A 23,754-nucleotide genomic window follows, 5' to 3' on the forward strand; every position below is an offset into this window, starting at 1 on the left:
AAAGCCCATACTCCCTTAGCAGGGGAGCGCCTTCGGCCACTCGGCCACCTCTCCGTTTCTTGGCGCACATATTACTGTTTGATGAAAATAAGTCAAACCCTTTTTAGGAAACCTAACTTCATTTGGAGTGTTTTTAAGCACATTGGGGATAATAGACTCAAATAGTCACAAAAACAGTGTTCTTTTCAGTGAAAATTGATTTAAATAATCTTCCTTAATCTCATTATCTCGCTGTTAAGTCTGTTAGAAATTTAGCGATAAAAAACTTTTTTTACAAACGACATTATCAGCATATCAATTAACTAACTTAGATGAGGTTTTGAAGATTAAAATTTCGCCAGGCCATTTGTCATAATTAATGTGACCATAATGATTAACATGAACGGTTTAAGTGTTTTTTATGTAGTTGATAATCTGAACGATAATTGACCACTTAATGCCAGCTCAACGAGGGTAAAACCTTTGAGATAGATTAATGCTGACTCAACACAATAAAACCAAGCGATTTCTAATGCTCATATTAGAGTGTCAGTAAGATACTTTAACAAGGTCTTAATCAAAGCCATGGTGGCTGTTTTTAATATCACTCGCGTAGAGCGAATACTCCAACCTCGTCTGGAGGGTAAGCCAAGAGACAAAGCATTTTGCTTTGCAACATAGAATAGGCATCCTGCTATTGGATCACTACGATAACGGATTGGGCTCGTCGTTGAAGAAAGGGCAACTAACACGCCTGAGCGCTCCTGTATTTAGTCTTCGCCCGTGTATCGATGAATGTGCTATCTATTATAAATATAATCACTCTGCTGTGGTACACAGATGCGAGTAAGCCTTAACTTAAATAATATGCAGCGCTTTGACTAACCATACTGGATATAAACTTAACCGCCCTGTTTAACCGCCCTGTTTAACCGCCAGAAATATCTCACATGCAGAAAACAAAAAAGTCAGCAAATGCTGACTTTTTTGATATCGATCAAATATGCTCGAACTTAGTAATTACCACCTTCAGAAGGGGTACCTGACTTCTCAGACTGAATACGTTGATAGATCTCTTCACGATGAACAGAGACTTCTTTAGGTGCATTGACACCGATACGTACCTGGTTACCTTTAACACCTAACACAGTAACTGTGACTTCGTCACCGATCATTAATGTTTCGCCTACACGACGAGTCAAAATTAGCATTCGACTGCTCCTTTAAGTTCAATCTGCATAACACGCTTTATCCGTAATATGCGCTCATTATAAGGTCTGCTTTACATAAAATCATAGTATCAATTTCTGAATACGTCGGTTTATAAAGCATATTCTCTTAAGAAATCATAAAACTTGATGATTTTCATCTTTTGAAACGAGGTTAACCGTCAATTAATCACATTCACGATACGACTCGCTGGTTAAACAATCCAATACGGCAAACCAATAACAAAAACGCTAGCAATGGAAAACAAATACCAAATCAGAGTACTACACTTGAGCACAAAAAAAAGCATTGTCTGACACTGGTAATCCTTTTAAACGCTTTTACTGTTAGCAAGTTAGTTCACTATGCCAAATCTACTGATAGCACTCAAGTCATAAAGCTGCATATAGTAGACTTTATGACTCAATTGCCGATAAATCGTTAATTTACAGATTTAATTAGCTTAAACGTTCGTTTACCCAAGGTGCAACCAAGGCTAATGCAGCGGCTAAATTCTCAGGCTGAGTACCACCCGCTTGAGCCATATCTGGGCGTCCGCCGCCCTTACCGCCAACCTGCTGTGCGACCATTGCCACTAACTCACCCGCTTTAACTTTTTTAGTTAAATCATTGCTGACACCAGCAATTAAGTTAACTTTACCGTCTTTAGACGTACCTAAGACAATAATCGCAGATTTAAGCTTTTGTTTCAGCTCATCTTGTAAACCACGAAGTGAACCAGGATCAATGCCATCAAGCTGCTTAACTAACAACTTAACCCCATTGATGTCGACTGCATCACCCGCCATATCGGCACTGGCTGCTGCAGCTAACTTATCTTTTAACTGCGACAAATCTTTTTCTAATTGCTTCACTTTATCTAACTGGGCTTTTAACTTAGCCACAACTGAAGCACTGTCTGATTTAAGTAATTGCGCGGCTTCATCTAATACTGCTTGTTGATCGGCAATATAAGCCATTGCTGCGATACCTGTGACAGCCTCAATACGACGCACACCGGCAGCAATACCACCCTCAGAAGTGATTTTAAATAACCCAATATCACCAGTACGGCCAACATGAGTACCACCACATAGCTCGATAGAGAAATCCCCCATAGTCACCACGCGGACTTGGTCATCGTATTTCTCACCAAATAATGCCATGGCGCCTTTTTCTTTGGCTTCGTCAATGGCCATTTCTGTGGTGCAAAGTTCATGGTTACGGCGAATTTGAGCATTGACTAGATCTTCAACCGCTTTTAACTCTGAAGCTTTAACCGCTTCAAAATGAGCAAAGTCAAAACGTAAGCGCTCAGGGTTAACTAATGAGCCCTTCTGAGACACATGCGAGCCTAACACTTGACGTAATGCAGCATGCAGTAAGTGAGTGACGGAATGATTTAACTGAGTACGATGACGTAAATTTTTATCCACTTGCGCAATTAACTGCTGACCAATAACTAATTTGCCTTGGCTTAATTGACCTTCATGACCAATAGCAGGGCCAAACTTTTGCGTGTCGTTAACAATAAACAGTAAACCTTCAGCTGTCAGTTGACCTTTATCGCCCACCTGTCCACCTGACTCTGCATAGAATGGCGTATTATCTAGCACAACAACGGCATCTTGACCGGCAACCACAGTATCAACCGCTTTACCGTCAACATATAAACCAATCACATTAGGCTGACCAGTTAACTCGGTATAACCACTGAATGCGGTTTCTGCGTCGATAATTAATTGGCTATTATAATCTGCGCCAAAGTTACCTGCGGCTTGTGCGCGACTTCTTTGCTCCGCCATTGCGACTTCAAAGCCTGCTTCATCAACATTAATATCACGTTCACGACAAACATCAGCGGTTAAATCAACTGGAAAACCATAAGTGTCATACAGTTTAAATACCGTTTCACCATCTAAAGTATTACCTTGTAGCGTATTTAGCGCACCATCCAAAATCACTAAGCCACGCTCAAGTGTACGAGCAAACTGCTCTTCTTCTGCTTTTAAGGCTTTTTCAACAATGGCTTGTGTTTGTTTTAAACCATTAGCTGCATCACCCATAACGCTAATGAGTGTTGGGACTAACTTATAGAAAAATGCATCGGTAGCACCAAGCTTATTACCGTGACGAACTGCGCGACGAATAATACGACGCAATACATAACCACGGCCTTCGTTTGATGGCATAACACCATCGGCAATTAAAAATGCACAAGAACGTATATGATCAGCAATAACCCGTAATGATTTATTTTCTAAATCAGATACACCAATAATTTCAGCCGTTTTTGCGATGAGTTGTTTAAAGATATCGATTTCGTAGTTTGAATGCACACCTTGCATAATTGCTGCAATACGCTCAATGCCCATACCTGTATCAACCGAAGGTTTAGGTAATGGCAACATTTCACCGTCGGCTTGACGGTTATATTGCATAAATACAATATTCCAGATTTCAATAAAGCGATCGCCGTCTTCTTCAGGCGTACCAGGACGACCACCCCAGATATGATCGCCATGATCATAGAAAATTTCGCTACATGGGCCACAAGGTCCGGTATCACCCATCTGCCAGAAGTTATCAGACGCAAACGCGCCACCTTTATTATCACCAATACGGATCATATTTTCAGGTGCAACACCAATTTTTTGCGTCCAAAGCTCATAGGCTTCGTCATCTGTTTCATAAATGGTGACACATAAGCGATCTTTTGGCAGCTTGAGGGTTTCAGTTAAAAAGGTCCACGCAAAACGAATCGCATCTTCTTTAAAATAATCGCCAAAACTGAAATTACCCAACATTTCAAAAAAAGTGTGGTGACGAGCGGTATAACCCACATTGTCTAAATCGTTATGTTTACCACCAGCACGAACGCAACGTTGTGATGTTGTTGCTCGGCTATAGTTACGCTTATCCATACCGAGGAACACATCTTTAAACTGATTCATACCCGCATTGGTAAATAACAGTGTTGGGTCGTTAGTGGGAACGAGCGAGCTGCTATCAACAACCTGATGTCCGTTATCTTCAAAGTACTTTAAAAATGCACTTCTTAACTCTGCTGTAGTCTGAAACATGAAATGGCCCTGAATAGAGAAAATACAAAAGTAACGAGCTTGATATGCAAGCTAGTAAATGTAGGCATTATATACTGAATTTGTCGAAAGAAGCGAGTTGAGTCAGTTGATTATAATCTCGACAAAATCGATAGAATAACGATCTACTGGCTCGATAACGACGGAGATAGCGAACTCAATCCACTGATTATTTAAACGGAATATGCATTTCTATCTTGTCTATAAATAAGCTCGTTGATCATGACTAGGACATAATTTGACTAATCAATCTGATAAGCAACCAAATCAAACGCATAAGAAACCAAGATAGTTCACATTCTGGCGAGTCTGGTAATCAGCACAATCGTGATGTGATAAGAAATAATGTGATTAAAAAGGATGTTATTAAAAAGGATGTTATTAAAAAGGATGTTATTTAGCCTAACCGACATTTGATAGAGCAACTTGTCGCCGTACATTTCTCAATGTACCCAACTTTACTTAAAAATGATGCAATCACCTTAACATTAGCAAACACAAATAAATGCATACCAAGGGTGTTAAAGGCTTTAGATATTTTTTTGCTTAAAGCGGTGTTGACTATAGCTGGCAAGATTAGCCATTGTGCATGACAAGTGTCACTTAAAAGTCTCTGAGTTTGCCATTATTTGCAACATTTAGACTGGATGACGTTTAAAATATGGTGAGTGTAAAAGATGGTGAGTGCTTGTAATGAGGCGACTTTATGGCGGGAATTTTCGCGGCGCGCAGAAGCGCTACCGCGATAAATATGACTGGCTAATTTAGAATACTTCACCTGTTTCAAGGTCAATATTCTCATCACTTTCAGTGGTTGAGTCTGATGAGTTAGCCCCACCATTCAATAACATGCCACGAAGAGTGGTATTAATTTCATCAGCAATAGCTGGATTTTCAGTCAAAAATTTACCAGCATTGGCACGGCCTTGACCAATTTTTTCGCCTTTGTAGCTGTACCAAGCACCGGCTTTATCAACCAGCTTGTGTGCAACACCTAAGTCAACTAGTTCGCCGGTACGGTTAATACCTTGTCCATAAAGGATCTGGAATTCAGCTTGCTTAAATGGAGCTGCAATCTTATTTTTAACCACTTTAACGCGAGTTTCATTACCGATGACTTCATCGCCATCTTTAATCGCACCGGTACGACGAATATCTAAACGAACAGATGCGTAGAATTTAAGTGCATTACCACCTGTAGTCGTTTCTGGGCTACCAAACATTACACCAATTTTCATACGAATTTGGTTAATAAAAATAAGCAGTGTGTTTGATTGCTTAAGGTTACCCGCAAGTTTGCGCATCGCTTGGCTCATCATACGAGCAGCAAGGCCCATATGCGAATCACCAATTTCACCTTCAATTTCTGCTTTTGGTGTTAATGCTGCAACAGAATCGACAACGATTACGTCTACCGCACCTGAACGCGTTAACGCATCACAAATTTCTAGTGCTTGTTCGCCTGTATCTGGCTGTGAGCAAAGTAAGTTATCAATATCTACGCCTAACTTTTTGGCATAAATTGGGTCAAGAGCATGTTCAGCATCAATAAACGCACAGGTTTTGCCTTCGCGTTGCGCTGCGGCAATCACTTCAAGAGTTAATGTGGTTTTACCTGATGACTCTGGGCCGTAAATTTCAACGATACGTCCCATTGGTAAACCACCCGCACCAAGTGCGATGTCCAATGAAAGCGAACCGGTAGAGATAGTTTCAACATCCATTGTGCGATCTTCGCCCAACTTCATAATTGAGCCTTTACCAAACTGCTTTTCAATTTGGCTTAATACGGCGGCTAGCGCTTTCTCTTTGTTTGGATCAACCTTCATTATAAAACCCTCTTAAGGCATTCAATACGTTTAGTAAAATGCTATTTTGACTTAGGTGAAATGATGTAAACCATTTCATTATGTTCATCAGTATACTGTATAGTCATACAGTATCAAGTGCTGAGGGCAATTTTTTTTAAACCTTAGTGAATTGCCTTTTTACATCAATATTTTATCTCCATATACTTTTTTGTTTGAATCTATTTATACCCTAGGGGCAAATATTGTTAAGATTAGCCTCATAAGATTTACGTCCTAAGATTGATTAATAGTGAAGTGTTCATAATGACAGTGATTGATACCAGCGATTTAGAAAAACACACCCCGATGATGCGTCAGTATTTAGGCTTAAAAGCGGCCCATCCTGATATGTTATTGTTTTACCGAATGGGTGATTTTTATGAGTTGTTTTACGATGATGCTAAGCGCGCTTCTGAAATGCTGGGGATTTCACTTACTGCTCGCGGAAAAAGCGGCGGCGATCCTATCCCAATGGCTGGAATCCCCTATCATGCTGTAGAAGGCTATTTAGCTAAACTAGTCAATATCGGCCAGTCTGTAGCCATTTGTGAGCAAATTGGTGATCCTGCGACATCAAAAGGCCCAGTTGAGCGTCAAGTCGTACGCATTGTGACTCCTGGTACCTTAACGGACGAGGCTTTACTTCAAGAAAAACACGACAATTTACTGGCGGCGCTTTATCAAGGTAAAAACGGTTTTGGATACGCTACCTTAGATATTTCATCAGGTCGTTTTGTGGTTGCTGAATTACCTACTCGTGAAGCCCTAGAAGCTGAATTACAACGTACTAATCCTGCCGAGTTGCTCTACAGTGAAGATTTTACTGACATGTTATTAATCAATAATATGAAAGGTATTCGTCGCCGTCCAGAGTGGGAATTTGATTATGATACTTGCGTAAATTTACTGCTTGGTCAATTTGGTACCAAAGATTTACATGGCTTTGGTATTAGTGATGCACGCTTAGCATTACAAGCTGCTGGTTGTTTAATGCAGTATGTCAAAGATACGCAAAAGATGGCACTGCCACACATTAATTCGATTGTGCGTTTTAATCAATCTGAATCCATTATTTTAGATGCCGCGACGCGACGTAACTTAGAATTAACGCAAAACTTGTCTGGTGGGCGTGAAAATACCCTGTCGTGGGTACTCGATAATACTGCCACGCCTATGGGCAGTCGCATGTTACAACGCTGGATCCATGAGCCACTTCGAAATAGACAAACGATTCAATATCGCCATAACGCCGTAAGCGAGTTGATTGAGCAAGATATATATCAACCCCTACATGAGCAGCTGAAGGTTTTAGGCGATATTGAACGTATTATGGCTCGTTTGGCACTGCGTAGCGCCAGACCTCGTGATTTTTCACGTTTAAAGCAAGCGCTAGCACTGCTACCTGAAATTCAACAAACATTAGCCGTATGCCAACAACCAAGATTGACAGCTTTAATTCAATTATTGGGTGAGTTTCCAGAACAACACGATTTATTAGCACGCGCAATTGTTGATAATCCGCCAGTATTAATTCGTGACGGTGGCGTAATCCGAACGGGCTACAATAATGAATTAGACGAATGGCGTAAGTTAAGTGAAGGCGCAAGTGATTATTTAGTCGAACTTGAAGCTCGCGAGAAACAACAAACTGGCATTAACACTTTAAAAGTAGGTTATAACCGCGTCCATGGTTACTACATTGAAGTCAGCCGTTTACAAGCTGATAGAGTCCCACTGAGTTATCAACGTCGCCAAACCCTTAAAGGCACCGAACGTTATATCACTCCAGAATTAAAAGAATACGAAGAAAAGGTACTCTCAAGCCAGGGCAAAGCGCTCGCACTTGAAAAACAACTGTGGGAACAACTTTTTGACTTATTGCTACCTAAATTACAAGAGTTACAACAGTTTGCCAGTGCCGCGGCCGAATTAGATATATTAAGTAATTTTGCCGAGCGTGCAGAAACCCTTAATTATCAATGTCCACAAATGACGCAGGATATTGGTATTCATATCAATGCTGGACGCCATCCTGTGGTAGAGCGCGTCAGTCAAGCGGCATTTATTGCTAACCCTGTGGTATTAACACCTAAACGGCAAATGCTCATTGTAACTGGCCCTAATATGGGCGGTAAATCAACCTATATGCGTCAAGTGGCACTGATTACATTAATGGCACACATAGGCTGTTTTGTTCCTGCTGACTCAGCTCAAATTGGTGAAATCGATCGGATATTCACCCGTATTGGCGCATCAGACGATTTAGCATCTGGTCGCTCCACCTTTATGGTTGAAATGACCGAAACGGCTAATATTTTGCATAATGCGACCGCAAACAGTTTAGTGTTAATGGATGAGATAGGCCGCGGTACTTCAACCTATGATGGTTTATCGCTGGCATGGTCTGCTGCAGAATATCTCGCGAAAAATGTCAGTGCACTGACATTATTTGCCACTCATTATTTTGAACTCACCCAACTGCCAGAGCTGTTACCATCAGTAGTGAATGTGCACCTAGATGCAATAGAACACGACGACACCATTGCCTTTATGCATTCAGTGCAAGAAGGTGCGGCAAGTAAAAGTTATGGCTTACAAGTCGCGGCGCTAGCCGGGGTTCCCGCAGCGGTCATTAAGGCGGCAAAACAAAAGCTACATCAACTTGAAAATAGGGATATGAGTTCACCACAACATAATCAGGCTCAAGTGAGTATGAATTTATTACCGCCAGTGCCAGAGCCATCAGCAGTATTGGAAAAATTAGCACTAATTAACCCTGATGATTTAACCCCTAAACAGGCATTAGATTATTTATATGAATTGAAGCGCTTAAACAACGTGAGCTAACAAATAGTGCTAGTGATTATTCGCGACGATAACAACGGTGGAAGTCTGCAAAGACTTCCATTTGATATTTACGATTAACTGACGCAAACCCACTATTAATTAGCTCTTAGCAATATACTGCATCAAAAGGATAAACGTACCGAAGGAGTGAGACAGGCATAAAATAGGCTATAGACAATAGGATTGTCTTTCTAACAAGTTGCTGAACTGAGCTTAAATTGTCATATCGAATAGTGATCAATCGATCACAATCACATCAATGATGTGGGTATTGATTGTCGGGATAAACCTAAACACATGAGCAAAAAGTAATCTCTCATATAGGCTTTACCCGCATATCAACAATAGCTTAAGTTAACGTTATCCAAAATTTAGCTATCACAAATGATTCAAGTTAAATTAATTAATCACCAGTAACTTAATTATGACAGTAAACGTTCACTGTCCATTAGTCTCTGAATAATGCTTCAACAGAAAGCCCTTGAGCGCCCAATAAATCTTTTAAACGTTTAAGCGCTTCCACTTGAATTTGACGCACACGTTCACGTGTTAAACCAATTTCAGCACCAACATTCTCTAACGTTGAAGGTTCATATCCAAGCAAACCAAAGCGTCTCGCCAGTACTTCACGTTGTTTAGTATTAAGCTCATTTAACCATCCAACTATCGAATTCGATAAGTCTTCATTTTGCACCCGATAATCCGGGCCTACTGAATCGTCATCAGCAATAACATCTAATAAAGCCTTCTCATTATCGCCGCTCAGTGGTGTGTCGACAGAAGTAATTCGTTCATTTAGTTTCAACATGCGACTGACATCACCCGTCGACACATCTAACTTTTCTGCAATTTCTTCTGCAGTCGGTTCGTGGTCAAGTTTTTGCGCCAGCTGTCTTGCGGTGCGTAAGTAAACATTTAATTCTTTAACTATATGGATAGGCAGGCGAATGGTGCGGGTTTGATTCATAATTGCCCGTTCAATTGTTTGTCTGATCCACCAGGTCGCGTAAGTAGAAAAACGGAAACCACGCTCTGGGTCGAACTTTTCCACCGCTCTAATTAAACCTAAATTGCCTTCTTCAATAAGATCGAGCAACGCTAATCCGCGGTTGTTATATCTTCTGGAAATTTTAACGACAAGACGAAGATTACTTTCTATCATGCGGTTGCGAGATTTTTCGCAGCCTTTGAGGGCTTTACGTGAAAAAAATACTTCTTCCTCTGCTGTTAGTAGCGGGGAAAAACCTATTTCACCTAAATATAATTGAGTGGCGTCTAAATTTTTCTGTAAGTCATCTTGGACTTTTTCTTCAATATCGAGTTGTTGCACCAAATTAGCATCATCGGTTGCAACTTCTGGTGGTTGTTTAGCTAGATCGACAAGACATTCTGCTGAAGCAGTATTATTTTTGCGGCTCATAATTGCTCTCCCAAACCTAATTTATGTTATTTAATCTACTGCACTCGCTTATCCTCCGTTATTTATGTTGCTAAACAATTACTGTTTAGGTAGATATCGTAATGGGTTGACAGACTTACCATGAAAGCGCACTTCAAAGTGAAGCATAACTTGATTAGTCCCAGTACTGCCCATTTTTGCAACTGTTTGACCTGCCGTCACATATTGCCTTTCCTTAACCACTATCGTGTCAGCATGCGCATAAGCACTTAAAAAATCATCATTGTGTTTGATAATCACTAAATTGCCATATCCGCGCAGTGCATTACCTGCATACACGACTTTCCCATCTGCAGCGGCTTTAATAATATCACCGCGATTACCTGCAATCTTAATACCTTGATTGCCTTGTTCTGAAGCCGAAAAATACCCGATTATCCGACCTCTAACTGGCCAATGCCATAATTGAACTTGTTGTGGTAAATTTGCGACAGAACCACTTGTATTTTGGTTAATTGTTTGTTGGGTAGTTGTTACAGAATACGCAGGCTTGACTTTGTGATCAAGCTCTTTTTTCGTTCTGCTTGAAACAGCTGCTGTGCCTGGCTTTGAAGTGACTACTGACTTTATTGTTTCTGATTTTGAACCAATTGAACTGGCAATATATGGCTTATTAATGGCTTGAGTTTGAACAGAAGCAACCTGAGTTTGAGGGGTACGAACAGTTGGCGTTGGACGATGACTTTTGGCCGCTAAATGAAGTATTTGGCCAGGATATATAGTATAAGGAGCCGATAAATGGTTCAAGCGAGCAACTTCGGCAAAATGGCGTCCAGCTCCCCAAGCGATTGAATAAAGGGTGTCGCCTTGCTGTACTTTATATTTATCGGTTTTTAATGACCCTTTGTGGTAACGAGGTCCATGATTTTTTGATGATAAACTGTCAACCGGCGCAGGACGATCTGCTTGAAAGCTGCATCCTGTGAGCATAATTGCTAAGACCATAAAGTTTGGCCAACCGGTATTCATCAAACAAAATCCTTACAGAGAAAAATACATGATTGTTAAGCTAAAACAAGCTTATTCCAAACGAACATTTGTTCACTAACCAAAACTCAACTGTGTCGAATTGACTACGCCAAATCTCCGTTAATAAGCGGCACAAATTTAACCGCCTCGATAATCTCAGATTGGAATGACTGTCCAATACGGGTAATTTTGAGTAATTGTTGGATGTCTTCTCCAACAGGAATAATTAAAACTCCATGTTCAGCTAATTGTTCAAGCAAGGCTTGAGGCACTGTTGCCGCAGCAGCAGTCACCATAATGCCATCAAATGGACCGCGATTTGGCCAACCTTGCCAACCGTCACCGTATTTAAATGACACATTATGTAAATCGAGACGCTTTAAACGTTGCCGAGCTTGTATTTGCAATGCCTTTATTCGCTCAATAGTACAGAGCTCAGGAATTAATGACGCTAAAACGGCAGCTTGATATCCTGATCCTGTACCAACTTCGAGCACTTTTTGAGGTTGGTGCTGCATTAACAGCTCTGTCATTCGAGCAACGATATAAGGCTGTGAAATAGTTTGTCCCTGCCCTATAGGTAACGCGGTATTTTCATAGGCTTTATGAGCTAGCGCACCATCAAGAAACATCTCTCGTGGTGTAGTCGCGACAGCATGCAATACTGCAGGATCTTTAATCCCTGCCTCCGCCAACTTTTTGGCCAAATTAAGTGCTGATGTTGACGCTACCCGGGTCATATTTTTATTATCCAATCGGCTAATCCATCAAGTTGATTGTATGCTGTTAAGTCAACGGTTAGCGGAGTTATCGAAACATAACCTGCTGCGACTGCACCAAAATCAGTTCCATCACCCGCATCTTGTTCACTGCCAACTGGCCCGAGCCAGTATATATCTTTACCCGCTGGATCTTGGGTTTTTATCATACCTTCAGCTTTATGCCTGGCCCCCAAACGGGTGACTTTAATCCCTTTAATTTGTGTTAAAGGCAAATCAGGAACATTAACATTTAAAATTTGATCGCGGCTAATTGGGTGAGACAGTAAACCTTTTACGATTTTCACGGCATAAATTGCAGCGGTATCATAGTGAACGAGTGATTTACCCGCCAGTGATATAGCAATAGCGGGTAAACCTAAAAAACGCCCTTCCATGGCTGCTGCAACAGTACCAGAATATAAGGTATCATCGCCCATATTCGCTCCGGCATTAATACCAGAAACCACAATATCGGGCTCGACATCACAAAGCTGTCTAATCGCAAGATGGACACAGTCTGTGGGTGTGCCGTTAACAGAAATACAGCCGTTATCTAAGTTATTAATTCTTAATGGATTAGTCAAGGTTAATGAGTTACTTGCTCCCGAGCAATTACGATCAGGTGCAACCGTTAATACTTGCGCAAACTCACTCAGTGCCTGGCTTAACGCAATAATACCGGGTGCATTAACACCATCATCATTACTGACTAAAATATTAATCATTCATTAACACTCTTCATTTGTTTTAGCTTGTTGATCTGCAACCATCACTTTTCGCTGTGACTCTTGGACATCTTGATAATCAACCAGTTCACGAAGCACTGATGTAGCATAACTCCCTGCTGGTAATATAAATTCAAGTGTTAGCGTATCGGCGTCAAATTGCCATTTCATTCCTTGAGGTTCAAGCAATAAAGGCCGTCTTTCTTGTGACAAACCCGCTTCTTCGAGGCCCTGAAGATCAGCTGAAAATTCGGCTAACGGCATCATTTCTACTGCTAATGCATCACCTTGTGCTAATGGTGTTCCCCTGCCCCACAATGGTGCTGCAAGTTGAATATCTTTTTCTGCTAAACGAGTTGTCAGAACGTCATCCCAAGCTTCCACAGTAAAATAGCTTTTACTGCCGGCTAACATCACACAATCGCCTGTTAATGTCTCGATATGATGATTGGCGAGGCGAAATGACACCACTTGGTTAAATATATTGGAACGCACAGCCGATAAATACATGCTGCGTTTGTGACGATCTTTTATATTTCGACCACCACTGAGCATTTGTCGGCCTAAGATAAGGTTTTTACCATCATGGCCAAAACGTTGTTCACCAAAATAATTAGGCACACCCAGTTTAGCAATCTGCTGTAAACGCATGTCAACATCGGTAGCATCAGTAATATTTCGTAAGGTCAGCACAAACCGGTTGCCAAGTAATGCGCCTATACGCAGTTTTTTGCTATGACGGCTACTCGATAAAATCGTTAGCTTTTCATCATTTAGCTGAGCCCACTCTGGTGTTTCTTTACCAGGAATGCGGATCCCGAACCATTGTTCAGTAATGGCATTTTTGTCTTTTTGGCCAGCATAAGTCACTTCTTTTGGATGAACCTTAGCAAATTTAGCTAATATCTCAGCAACATAAACCGTATTCATGCCATTTTTGCGCACGTGGAGCATATGATGTTCACCTTCGCCAGTTGGCGTAAAAGGCAAAATTTCTTGGACAATAAAATCACTGTTATGGGTACGTAAATCAGCTTGGCTTATTGGTTTACCAAATAGGTAATGTAATTCTTTCATGTGACAGAACTCTCTATATATTTTTAGGTTATTGGCTCTTCATCAACACAACAGCTTCAACGGCAATGCCTTCTTTACGCCCAGTAAAACCAAGTTTTTCGGTGGTCGTCGCTTTTACATTAATATTATCGATATCGGTTTGTAAATCGACACTTAAACACTGACGTATCGCTTCAATATGAGGCGCCATTTTAGGTGCTTGCGCAATAATAGTCACATCGAGGTTACCTAAAACAAACTGCTTTTGCAGTGCAAGTTGATAGCAATGTTTCAATAACTCTCGGCTATCTGCACCAGCAAAATTAGCATCGGTATCAGGAAAATGTTTACCTATGTCGCCTAATGCCATCGCACCTAATATGGCATCGCTAATAGCATGCAGAACGACATCACCATCAGAATGAGCTATCAGCCCACTTTCATAAGGCACCGTCACCCCGCCTAAAATAAGCGGGCTGTCACCGCCAAATTTGTGTACATCAAAACCATGACCGATACGAATATTCATTTCAAAACCTTACGTTAACTGACTATCAGGTGATATTAACGACTCGAGCTAAATCTGTTAAATTTATTGTTGTGACATAAACAAAACTGCCAATTGTAAATCATCTGGATGAGTCACTTTAATATTATCCACCCGACCACTGACCAACCCCGGCATAACACCAGCCCATTCCATAGCACTGGCTTCATCTGTAATAGGGGCCTGCGCCGCTAATGCTGCTGATAAATGGCGGCGTAAAATTGATGCTGGGAAAAATTGTGGGGTGAGCGCATGCCATAACAAGGTGCGATCGACAGTATTAACAATATGACCACTGGCATCACTGCGCTTCATCGTGTCGCGAACCGGTGCCGCCAAAATAGCGCCTTGAGGATAAATGTCTACAGACTCAATTAATCGACTGATATCGGTTAGGGTAACACAAGGCCTGGCGGCATCATGGACTAGCGCCCACGCGTCTGGATGATGACTATAAACATAGTCTAATGCGGCTAAAACTGAGTCGGCACGCTCTCCACCACCCACAACTTGGATTAACTTAGGATGCTGAGATTGCGGTAATTGGCTGAAATAATGATCTTGTGGATGCAATGCAACAATGACTTGTTCTATTTCAGGGTGAGCGAATAATGTATCTAATGTGTGAGCGAGAATACTTTGTTGACCAAGCATTAAATATTGCTTAGGTTTGTCAGCACCCATGCGGCTACCAATACCTGCAGCAGGCACAATAGCAATAATAGAACGAGGATTGTTGCGCATATTAGCAGTACCAAGATTGAAAGTAATATGATTGAGGGTTATACCTGCAGTACCACATAAGGTTAACGATTAAATTGGTTGCGTTCACGCAGCTCACTGCCTACAACTCGATAAAACGTCTCGCCTTCTTTAACCATACCTAACTCGTTACGGGCACGTTCTTCAATGGCTTCTGTGCCACTTTTTAAATCAATAATTTCTTCTTTAAGGATTTGATTTCGAGCAACAAGCTTGTCATTACTTTGTTCTTGCGCCGCGATTTGCGTTTGCAAGACGACATATTCTGAAAAGTTGTTATCGCCCTGCCAAAGCCGGTACTGTAAAAGTGATAATAAACAAATCAATAAAAATATTAGTTGTTTCATAATATTAAGTTATGTCGAAGTAACCCCTAGAAAATATGACTGTTATAGTACAACAAAAAAGGCCACCAAGTGGTGGCCTTTTTAAGCTAAAGCAAAAATATTATGCTTGGCCTTTGACTTCTTTAAGACCGTTATACGGTGCTTTTGAACCTAAAGCTTCTTCAATACGCAGCAATTGGTTGTATTTAGCAACACGGTCACTACGGCTTAGTGAACCGGTTTTGATTTGACCTGCCGCGGTACCAACAGCTAAATCAGCAATCGTTGAATCTTCTGTCTCGCCGCTACGGTGAGAGATAACAACCGTAAAGCCTGCATCTTTAGCCATTTTAATTGCAGCCAAAGTTTCAGTTAATGTACCGATTTGGTTGAATTTAATCAGGATAGAGTTAGCAATACCATTATCGATACCACGCTTAAGAATTTTGGTATTGGTTACGAATAGATCATCACCGACTAATTGGATTTTATCACCCATTAGTTTAGTTTGGTGAGCAAAACCATCCCAGTCAGACTCATCAAGACCGTCTTCGATAGAAACGATTGGGTAACGTTGCGTCAAACCTTGTAAGAAGAAGTTAAATTCTTCAGAAGTAAATTTCTTACCTTCACCTTTAAGATCGTAGATGTTTGCTTCTTTGTCGTAAAACTCAGATGCAGCACAATCCATCGCTAACGTAATGTCTTTACCTAACTCATATCCGGCGTTGGCAACAGCAACTTTAATTGCCGCTAGAGCCGCTTCGTTAGAGGCTAGGTTAGGCGCAAACCCACCTTCATCACCAACAGCCGTTGAGTGACCGTCAGCTTTTAATACTTTAGCTAGGCTGTGGAATACTTCTGCGCCCATACGTAAGCCTTCACGGAACGTCTTAGCGCCAACAGGCTGGATCATAAACTCTTGGATATCAACGCTGTTATCAGCATGCTCGCCACCATTGATGATGTTCATCATTGGAAGAGGCATAGAGTAAACACCTGGAGTACCGTTTAAGTCAGCAATGTGAGCATATAAAGGTACGTGTTTAGCCGCAGCAGCCGCTTTAGCAACAGCAAGAGACACTGCTAAAATCGCGTTCGCGCCAAATTTTGCTTTGTTCTCTGTTCCATCCAAGTCAATCATGATTTGGTCAAGTTCAGCTTGAGCCAATGCATCTTTGCCTTTTAACGCTTCTGCGATTGGGCCATTAACAGCGGCAACAGCCTTAAGAACACCTTTACCTAGGTAACGCGCTTTGTCGCCGTCACGAAGTTCTAAAGCTTCGCGACTACCGGTCGATGCGCCAGATGGCGCTGCAGCCATACCGATAAAACCGCCTTCTAAATGCACTTCTGCTTCAACCGTTGGGTTACCACGAGAATCCATAATCTCGCGACCAATCACTTTAATAATGTTAGCCATAATTCCCTCGTACTTTGTGTAAGTAAATTAAAAGAAATAAAAAGTTAATACCAATAAAAATACATACGACACTAAAAACAGCAGACTTATTGGTATATAACTTTCAGTTTTGTAATTTAAATTCGAATATCACTTAGGATAAATCGAATTAGACTTTGCATCAACTTAGTTTTGACTACTGTGATACAAGATTGAGGCTATTATTTGATCTAACGCAAGTATCGTGCATAAAAAAGCCGCTAATGCATGCATTAGCGGCTAGTTCATTAAGCGATATCGCGTTTTTGATACGCATAAGAAGCGGCAATAAACCCTTCAAATAATGCATGACCGTCGCGTGGGGTTGAAGTGAATTCCGGATGGAATTGACTTGCCACAAACCATGGATGATTTGGTAGCTCGATCATCTCAATCAATTTACGATCAGATGATAAACCACTAAACACTAAACCGGCCTTTTCAAGACGCTCAATATAGTTGTTGTTGACTTCGTAACGGTGACGATGACGCTCAACGCAAGTTGTAGCCTTGTAGGCTTCAGCGGCTTTAGTTCCTTGTTTCAAATGACATAACTGAGCGCCTAAACGCATAGTGCCACCTAAATCAGAAGACTCATGGCGCGTTTCAACATCACCTTCTTCGTTAATCCACTCGGTAATTAATCCCACTACTGGATGAGGTGTTTGCGAGTTAAATTCAGTTGAATGTGCACCTTCTAAACCTGCCACATGACGAGCAAATTCAATTAATGCCACTTGCATACCTAAACAAATACCAAAATAAGGTAGGTTGTTTTCACGGGCAAATTTGGCAGCAAAAATCTTACCTTCAACACCCCGTTCACCAAAGCCGCCTGGGACTAAAATACCGTCCAGTCCTTGTAATACTTCTTCGCCTTTAGCTTCAACGGTTTGTGAATCAATGTACTTAATGTTCACTGTCACGCGTTTTTTCAAGCCTGCATGTTTTAAGGCTTCGTTAACCGACTTGTAAGCGTCAGGTAATTCAATATATTTACCAACCATACCAATAGTCACTTCACCATTTGGATTGGCTTCTTGATAAATAACATTTTCCCACTCAGACAAATCAGCTTCGTTACATTCTAAATTAAAACGTTTGATGACCAAGTCATCTAATCCTTGTGAACGCAATAGCGCTGGGATTTTATAGATGCTATCAACGTCTTTTAACGAAATAACTGCACGTTCTTCAACGTTACAGAATAACGAAATTTTTGCTTTTTCATTCGCAGGAATAGCACGGTCGCCACGGCAAACCAACACATCTGGAGCAATACCAATAGAACGTAACTCTTTAACAGAGTGTTGCGTAGGCTTAGTTTTAATTTCACCCGCAGCGCCTAAGAATGGCACTAAGGTTAAATGCATAAATAGAGTGCGTTCACGTCCTAGCTCTGCACCTAATTGACGAATAGACTCAAGGAAAGGTAATGATTCGATATCACCTACCGTGCCACCGATTTCCACAATCGCCACATCATGGCCTTCTCCACCGGCTAACACTTTTTCTTTAATCGCGTTAGTAATGTGAGGAATAACCTGAATGGTTGCGCCTAAATAATCACCACGGCGTTCTTTACTAATCACTTCTTCGTAAATACGCCCAGTGGTAAAGTTATTACGACGATTCATTTTAGTGCGAATAAAACGCTCGTAATGACCTAAGTCAAGATCGGTTTCAGCGCCATCTTCAGTCACGAATACTTCACCGTGCTGAGTCGGGCTCATGGTACCCGGATCGACGTTAATATAGGGGTCAAGTTTCATAATGGTTACATTGAGGCCACGCGCCTCTAAAATTGCTGCGAGCGAAGCCGCTGCAATGCCTTTACCTAGTGATGAAACAACGCCACCAGTAACGAAGATATACCTTGTAGTCATGCTGAACCTGAGAAATTGTGTTGGAATAAACGTGCTTGTAAGAAAGCACTAGGACGGGGCGATATTATAGCAAAGCCACCTCGTTTCGACAAACTTAAACGCGCTAATTTTAGCTTAATTTATGTTTTCGTGTTGTTTTACACGATTCCAGTAGTGGTCTAATTGCTCTAAGCTGTGTTGCTCTATTGGTTTTCCACTTAGGGCAACACATTGTTCAACCCCTCTGAATCGCCGTTCAAATTTATGATTGGCTTGACGCAATGCTTGCTCGGGATCAACCTTTAAGTGGCGCGCAAGATTGACCACTGCAAACAATAAATCGCCCATTTCATCGACAATTCTCGGTTGATAAAAATCAGGATCTTGATGTCGTTGATTAACTTCAACCAGTACTTCATCGATTTCTTCATGTATTTTAGCCACCACAGGCTCAAGCTCGGCCCAATCGAACCCCACTTTTGCCACTCGATGTTGTATTTTTCGTGCTCGACTGAGTGCCGGTAATGCGTGAGGAATATCATCTAAAGCGGAATGCAGTTGCTTTTGCTGACGTTCTGAGGCTTTTAATTTATCCCAGGCTTGGCTTAAATCATCGGTATTGGTGATTGCCGCAGGTGCTTGGGTTTCTGGTTGGGCAAACACATGGGGATGACGACGAACCAACTTATCACTAATACGCTCAATCACTGTGGCAAAGTTAAACATGCCTTGCTCTTGGCCTAATTGGCAATAAAACACCACCTGAAATAATAAATCACCCAGTTCATCAGGTAATTCCTGCCATGCTTTGCGCTCAATAGTATCCACTACTTCATAAGCTTCTTCTAAAGTAAAAGGCACTATAGTTGTAAAGTCTTGGGCAAGATCCCACGGACATCCTGATTTAGGGTCGCGCAATTGCTGCATAATGGTCAATAACGATTGAATATCTGCCACGATAGTGTCCTCTTTGAATAAGTAAAAAGGCACCTTCGTTAGAGGTGCCTTGATCGCGATAATGTGATTATCTGTGTCTTGATTATCTGCGAATTAACGTCTGTTAACTAAAGTCTGCGCGACTCAATCACGCCATCAACTTGGGATAACTTGGCGAGGATCCGTGATAAACCGTCTAAGTTGTACAACTCAAGTTCAACTTCTACCGTTGCGGTTTGAGTTTTCACGTCTGATGATGAACTCATGGCCATCACGTTAGACTTTTCAGCAGCCAGCACTGTGGTTAAGTCACGTAACAAACCACTACGGTCATGTGATAGCACCCTAACGCGGATTCGATAACCACCAGAGTAATTCTCGCCCCAAATCACATCGACGCTACGTTCAGGATGAGCACGCATTAACTCTTTGACTTGCTCGCAATCGCTGCGGTGCACTGAAATTCCCCGCCCCATAGTGATGTATCCAAAAATCTCATCACCAGGTACCGGTTGGCAACAACGAGCGATATGACTCATTAAATTACCCACACCATTAACTTCAACTTGGCCTTTGCTCGATTTTTTAGGTTTATGTGACGCTTTCTTGATGATGTCTTCAAGTAAATTTTCGTCTGTGTCAGCGACCTTACGAATTTTGGTGTCAGTGAAATTAACCACTTGGTTTAAGCGCAAATCGCCGCCACCGATGGCTGCCAACATGTCATCCATTGAATTTAAATTAAAACGTTCTACCGCCACCGCGGCGTCTTTGATTTTTAAGCCAACGCGGGCCAATTCAGATTCAAGCATCTCCTTACCCGCAGCAATATTTTTGTCGCGATCTTGTTGCTTAAACCAGTGTTGAATTTTTGAGCGTGAACGTGACGACTTGATATAGCCTAAATTAAGATTGAGCCAATCACGTTTGGGGTTAGGCGTTTTTGAAGTGATAATCTCAATCCGCTCGCCCGTTTCCACTTGGTAAGTGAAGGGAACTATGCGGCCATCAACCTTAGCGCCGATACATTTATGCCCCACCTGCGAGTGAATATAGTAAGCAAAATCGAGCACGGTTGAACCTAAAGGTAAGTCAACTACTTCACCACTTGGGGTAAATACATAAACTCGATCTTCAAATACTTGGCTGCGGACTTCATCAACTAAATTACCGCTTTCGGCGACATCTTCTTGCCACTGCAGAATTTTACGCAACCAGTTAATTTTTTCTTCGTAACCCGTTTGCTTACTGTTACTCGCACCTTCTTTGTATTTCCAATGCGCAGCGACCCCAAGCTCGGAATCTTGATGCATTGCTTCGGTACGAATTTGAATTTCTACTGTTTTGCCTTCTGGGCCTACAACTACAGTATGAATCGATTGATATCCATTCGGTTTTGGATTGGCGACATAATCATCAAACTCACGAGGAATATGGTGCCAAAGATCATGCACAACCCCTAATGCGCCATAGCAATCTTGTAATCTTTCAGTGACGATACGTACGGCACGAACGTCAAAAAGCTCATCAAACTTGAGATCTTTGCCCTTCATTTTGCGCCAAATACTGTAGATATGCTTAGGACGACCGTACACTTTGGCGCGAATATCATCACTGTCTAAGCGTTGTTGTAATTGAGTCACAAATTTGTCGATAAACACTTCACGATCAAGGCGTTTACCATCTAATTGTTTGGCAATGTCTTTGTAAACCGTTGGATGCAAATAGCGAAAAGATATATCTTCCAGCTCCCACTTGAGCTGACCAATACCTAAACGATTAGCTAATGGTGCATAAATATCGGCAATTTCGCGGGCTAACAATACTCGAGTTTCTTCATCGGCGTTTTTAACCGCACGAAGCAAACATACACGCTCAGCCAATTTGATGACCACAGCGCGCACGTCTTCAACCATAGCCAATAGCATTTTGCGGATGTTATCGATTTGCGGTTCTGCATCACGGGAGTTTTGACTGACTTTTAACGCGCCGATAGCATTCATGGTGACAACACTGGCAACAAGTTTTGCAAGATTTTCACCGTATTGCTCTACAATTTGCTCTTCATTGAGCACACCTGCATCGAGTAGCAGAAATAACACCGCAGCTTGGAGGGTTTCGATGTCCATATTCAGCGGCGCTAAAATCTCAATCATTTCGCGAGCGCGCGCAAGCAACTCTGTATGAGCCAGCTTGTTTTTAACCGGTAAGGCCTCAACTTGCTGGATCAATAATAATAATTTCTGAGCATCATCTTTGTCGTCGAGATATCGAGCGACCCACTCATCTAATTGGAATGCTTGCGTGTTAAAATGTGCTTCGCGAACAGATACCATGAACCCTTCCTTAGCCGCATGACCGACTGACAGACATTCAACCATATTGCCACATGTAAAACTGTGTTTGTATGGCGCTAACAATAACTAAACGACCTATCTTGAAGCTCTACATACGTTTGTCAATTTAATCGCGTTTAGTTGAACAAATTTTTAGCATACCTAAGTTCCGATATCGCTAAAACGGCCTGTTTATTTATCTAATTCAAATAACACCATGGCTTCAATATGATGTGTTTGTGGAAACATATCCACTAATCCGACTTTAGCAATACGATAACCATTAGCTAATAATACACTACTGTCGCGAGCTAAACTTGCCGGATTGCATGAAACATAGACCACTTTTTTAGGTTGCATTTTCTGTAACCATTGTAAACTTTCGAAGGCACCGGCTCTGGCAGGATCAAGTAACAGTTTATCAATTTTCCCCAGCCAGGGTTGCGTCGATAAATCAGCACTTAAGTCTGCATGATAAAAAGTGACGTTATCCAGTTTATTGTCGATAGCATTTTGTTTAGCTTGTTGTACCATTTCAGGCACACCTTCAACAGCGACAACCTCAGCAGCCTTCAATGCCAAAGGTAAGCTGAAATTCCCCACACCACAAAACAAATCTAAAATGCGCTCGCCTGGCTGAGGGTCTAACCACGCAATAGCTTGATCTACCATGCTCTGATTAATCGCGCCGTTAACTTGCACAAAATTACCCGGGGTAAACGAACAACGCACCGACTCCTGCGCAAGATGGTAATAAGGTAACGTCACCGCATCATCAGTTTGTAACAAGGGATATAATTGGGTCAATTGACCGGCATCATCTTGCAATAATAAGTTAACTTGATGTTTCTCAGCAAAACCCGTTAACCAACGAATATCTGACGCGGGTAACACTTTCGTCACTCTTAATACTGCAAAATTACCGTTATCCGCTTGAGTGAGTTCAACGTGCCCCAAACTTGACCGCGCTTTGAGTTGATTTAAATTAACCGCAAATGGCGTAATTAGTGCCGATAAAGACTCTGCTAATACAGGACACTGCTGAATAGAAACAATTTTATTGCTATTGGCTGCGCGAAACCCCAGCTGCAGCCGACGAGTGTTTTTATCAAATAATGTTGCCAGTCTGGCGCGTCGACGGTAATGCCAACTGTCACCCACGATAGGAGCTGCGACAACATCGGTCTCAACCGCTGAAGCAATCGATGATTTACTCATAAGGTCGACTAAGGTCGTTTGTTTATGTTCGCGCTGAGCTTGTGTGTCCATGTGCTGTAAATCACAGCCGCCACATTCATAATAATGCGGACAATGAGGTTTGACTCGATGAGCAGATGCAAGCTCAATCGCGATTAACTTAGCTTTAGAGTAGCTTTTCTTTTGTTCCACAAATTGCACTGTTGCCGTTTCGTCAGGCAACACACCAGGAATAAACACCACTTTGCCTTGATGCTGCGCTATACCTGCACCTAAATGGTCAAGTTGAGTCACACTGAGGCTTAGTTTTGTTGATAATTGCTTAGATTTGTTCGGTTTAGCTTGGAAAAATTGTGCCATTTCGGCCTCAGGTATTGAATAAAAAACT

17 protein-coding genes are annotated in these 23,754 nt (G+C 41.7%); 1 reads left to right on the forward strand and 16 read right to left on the reverse strand.

The window, feature by feature from the left end; translation table 11 throughout:
* Window positions 1-992: 992 nt before the first annotated feature.
* From csrA to recA, 3 genes are all read right to left on the reverse strand, one after another.
* The gene (gene csrA / locus ACED29_RS01545) at window positions 993-1,190 is read right to left on the reverse strand and encodes a carbon storage regulator CsrA (RefSeq protein ID WP_011636538.1); all 198 of its coding nucleotides are present in this window, start codon (window positions 1,188-1,190) and stop codon (window positions 993-995) included.
* Between the two features lie 456 nt (window positions 1,191-1,646).
* On the reverse strand, window positions 1,647-4,271 hold the full coding sequence (alaS, locus tag ACED29_RS01550) for an alanine--tRNA ligase (RefSeq protein WP_371696820.1): 2,625 nt from the start codon (window positions 4,269-4,271) through the stop codon (window positions 1,647-1,649).
* A 782-nt stretch (window positions 4,272-5,053) separates the two neighbouring features.
* A complete protein-coding gene (recA, locus tag ACED29_RS01555) occupies window positions 5,054-6,118 on the reverse strand; it encodes a recombinase RecA (protein WP_182697904.1) in 1,065 nt (354 codons plus the stop codon).
* A gap of 285 nt (window positions 6,119-6,403) precedes the next feature.
* Here recA and mutS point away from each other — a divergent pair, with 285 nt between their 5' ends.
* Window positions 6,404-8,986, forward strand: coding sequence for a DNA mismatch repair protein MutS (mutS, locus tag ACED29_RS01560; RefSeq protein WP_371696821.1), 2,583 nt, complete (start codon window positions 6,404-6,406; stop codon window positions 8,984-8,986).
* 448 nt (window positions 8,987-9,434) lie between these two features.
* Here the strand turns inward: mutS and rpoS are convergent, their stop codons facing one another.
* The 13 genes from rpoS to rlmD all read right to left on the reverse strand — a co-directional run bounded on the left by rpoS (window position 9,435) and on the right by rlmD (window position 23,726).
* Window positions 9,435-10,406, reverse strand: a complete 972-nt coding sequence (rpoS, locus tag ACED29_RS01565) for an RNA polymerase sigma factor RpoS (protein WP_124017576.1) — start codon at window positions 10,404-10,406, stop codon at window positions 9,435-9,437.
* Between the two features lie 78 nt (window positions 10,407-10,484).
* Window positions 10,485-11,417, reverse strand: coding sequence for a peptidoglycan DD-metalloendopeptidase family protein (locus tag ACED29_RS01570; protein WP_371696823.1), 933 nt, complete (start codon window positions 11,415-11,417; stop codon window positions 10,485-10,487).
* A gap of 101 nt (window positions 11,418-11,518) precedes the next feature.
* A complete protein-coding gene (locus ACED29_RS01575; RefSeq protein WP_124017670.1) occupies window positions 11,519-12,154 on the reverse strand; it encodes a protein-L-isoaspartate(D-aspartate) O-methyltransferase in 636 nt (211 codons plus the stop codon).
* Window positions 12,151-12,900, reverse strand: coding sequence for a 5'/3'-nucleotidase SurE (surE, locus tag ACED29_RS01580; RefSeq protein ID WP_124017578.1), 750 nt, complete (start codon window positions 12,898-12,900; stop codon window positions 12,151-12,153). Before surE ends, ACED29_RS01575 begins: the two co-directional genes overlap by 4 nt.
* 3 nt (window positions 12,901-12,903) lie before the next feature.
* Window positions 12,904-13,977 (reverse strand): tRNA pseudouridine(13) synthase TruD, encoded by a 1,074-nt coding sequence (gene truD, locus ACED29_RS01585; RefSeq protein WP_124017579.1) that lies wholly within the window; start codon window positions 13,975-13,977, stop codon window positions 12,904-12,906.
* Window positions 13,978-14,005: 28 nt separating this feature from the next.
* The gene (gene ispF / locus ACED29_RS01590) at window positions 14,006-14,485 is read right to left on the reverse strand and encodes a 2-C-methyl-D-erythritol 2,4-cyclodiphosphate synthase (protein WP_124017580.1); all 480 of its coding nucleotides are present in this window, start codon (window positions 14,483-14,485) and stop codon (window positions 14,006-14,008) included.
* Between the two features lie 63 nt (window positions 14,486-14,548).
* On the reverse strand, window positions 14,549-15,247 hold the full coding sequence (ispD, locus tag ACED29_RS01595; protein ID WP_182697899.1) for a 2-C-methyl-D-erythritol 4-phosphate cytidylyltransferase: 699 nt from the start codon (window positions 15,245-15,247) through the stop codon (window positions 14,549-14,551).
* A 62-nt stretch (window positions 15,248-15,309) separates the two neighbouring features.
* A complete protein-coding gene (gene ftsB, locus ACED29_RS01600; protein WP_124017582.1) occupies window positions 15,310-15,612 on the reverse strand; it encodes a cell division protein FtsB in 303 nt (100 codons plus the stop codon).
* A gap of 100 nt (window positions 15,613-15,712) precedes the next feature.
* Complete coding sequence (gene eno, locus ACED29_RS01605; protein ID WP_124017583.1) at window positions 15,713-17,014, reverse strand: phosphopyruvate hydratase; 1,302 nt, start codon at window positions 17,012-17,014, stop codon at window positions 15,713-15,715.
* Between the two features lie 266 nt (window positions 17,015-17,280).
* Window positions 17,281-18,918, reverse strand: a complete 1,638-nt coding sequence (locus ACED29_RS01610) for a CTP synthase (protein WP_124017584.1) — start codon at window positions 18,916-18,918, stop codon at window positions 17,281-17,283.
* A 114-nt stretch (window positions 18,919-19,032) separates the two neighbouring features.
* Window positions 19,033-19,854 (reverse strand): nucleoside triphosphate pyrophosphohydrolase, encoded by an 822-nt coding sequence (gene mazG / locus ACED29_RS01615; RefSeq protein ID WP_273057998.1) that lies wholly within the window; start codon window positions 19,852-19,854, stop codon window positions 19,033-19,035.
* Window positions 19,855-19,961: 107 nt separating this feature from the next.
* Window positions 19,962-22,169, reverse strand: a complete 2,208-nt coding sequence (gene relA / locus ACED29_RS01620) for a GTP diphosphokinase (RefSeq protein WP_182697896.1) — start codon at window positions 22,167-22,169, stop codon at window positions 19,962-19,964.
* A 192-nt stretch (window positions 22,170-22,361) separates the two neighbouring features.
* A complete protein-coding gene (gene rlmD / locus ACED29_RS01625) occupies window positions 22,362-23,726 on the reverse strand; it encodes a 23S rRNA (uracil(1939)-C(5))-methyltransferase RlmD (RefSeq protein WP_371696826.1) in 1,365 nt (454 codons plus the stop codon).
* Between the last annotated feature and the right edge of the window lie 28 nt (window positions 23,727-23,754).

Source organism: Shewanella sp. 5S214 (genome assembly GCF_041439795.1).
Taxonomy (GTDB): Bacteria; Pseudomonadota; Gammaproteobacteria; order Enterobacterales; family Shewanellaceae; genus Shewanella; species Shewanella vesiculosa.

What these genes read in the sequence shown, in the direction of transcription:
- ACED29_RS01610 (WP_124017584.1), bottom strand. Translation starts at nt 18,918, where the DNA reads ATGACTACAAGGTATATCTTCGTTACTGGTGGCGTTGTTTCATCACTA.
- eno (WP_124017583.1), bottom strand. Translation starts at nt 17,014, where the DNA reads ATGGCTAACATTATTAAAGTGATTGGTCGCGAGATTATGGATTCTCGT.
- mutS (WP_371696821.1), top strand. Translation starts at nt 6,404, where the DNA reads ATGACAGTGATTGATACCAGCGATTTAGAAAAACACACCCCGATGATG.
- truD (WP_124017579.1), bottom strand. Translation starts at nt 13,977, where the DNA reads ATGAAAGAATTACATTACCTATTTGGTAAACCAATAAGCCAAGCTGAT.
- recA (WP_182697904.1), bottom strand. Translation starts at nt 6,118, where the DNA reads ATGAAGGTTGATCCAAACAAAGAGAAAGCGCTAGCCGCCGTATTAAGC.
- ispF (WP_124017580.1), bottom strand. Translation starts at nt 14,485, where the DNA reads ATGAATATTCGTATCGGTCATGGTTTTGATGTACACAAATTTGGCGGT.
- ftsB (WP_124017582.1), bottom strand. Translation starts at nt 15,612, where the DNA reads ATGAAACAACTAATATTTTTATTGATTTGTTTATTATCACTTTTACAG.
- ispD (WP_182697899.1), bottom strand. Translation starts at nt 15,247, where the DNA reads ATGCGCAACAATCCTCGTTCTATTATTGCTATTGTGCCTGCTGCAGGT.
- ACED29_RS01575 (WP_124017670.1), bottom strand. Translation starts at nt 12,154, where the DNA reads ATGACCCGGGTAGCGTCAACATCAGCACTTAATTTGGCCAAAAAGTTG.
- relA (WP_182697896.1), bottom strand. Translation starts at nt 22,169, where the DNA reads ATGGTATCTGTTCGCGAAGCACATTTTAACACGCAAGCATTCCAATTA.
- surE (WP_124017578.1), bottom strand. Translation starts at nt 12,900, where the DNA reads ATGATTAATATTTTAGTCAGTAATGATGATGGTGTTAATGCACCCGGT.
- rlmD (WP_371696826.1), bottom strand. Translation starts at nt 23,726, where the DNA reads ATGGCACAATTTTTCCAAGCTAAACCGAACAAATCTAAGCAATTATCA.
- csrA (WP_011636538.1), bottom strand. Translation starts at nt 1,190, where the DNA reads ATGCTAATTTTGACTCGTCGTGTAGGCGAAACATTAATGATCGGTGAC.
- rpoS (WP_124017576.1), bottom strand. Translation starts at nt 10,406, where the DNA reads ATGAGCCGCAAAAATAATACTGCTTCAGCAGAATGTCTTGTCGATCTA.
- alaS (WP_371696820.1), bottom strand. Translation starts at nt 4,271, where the DNA reads ATGTTTCAGACTACAGCAGAGTTAAGAAGTGCATTTTTAAAGTACTTT.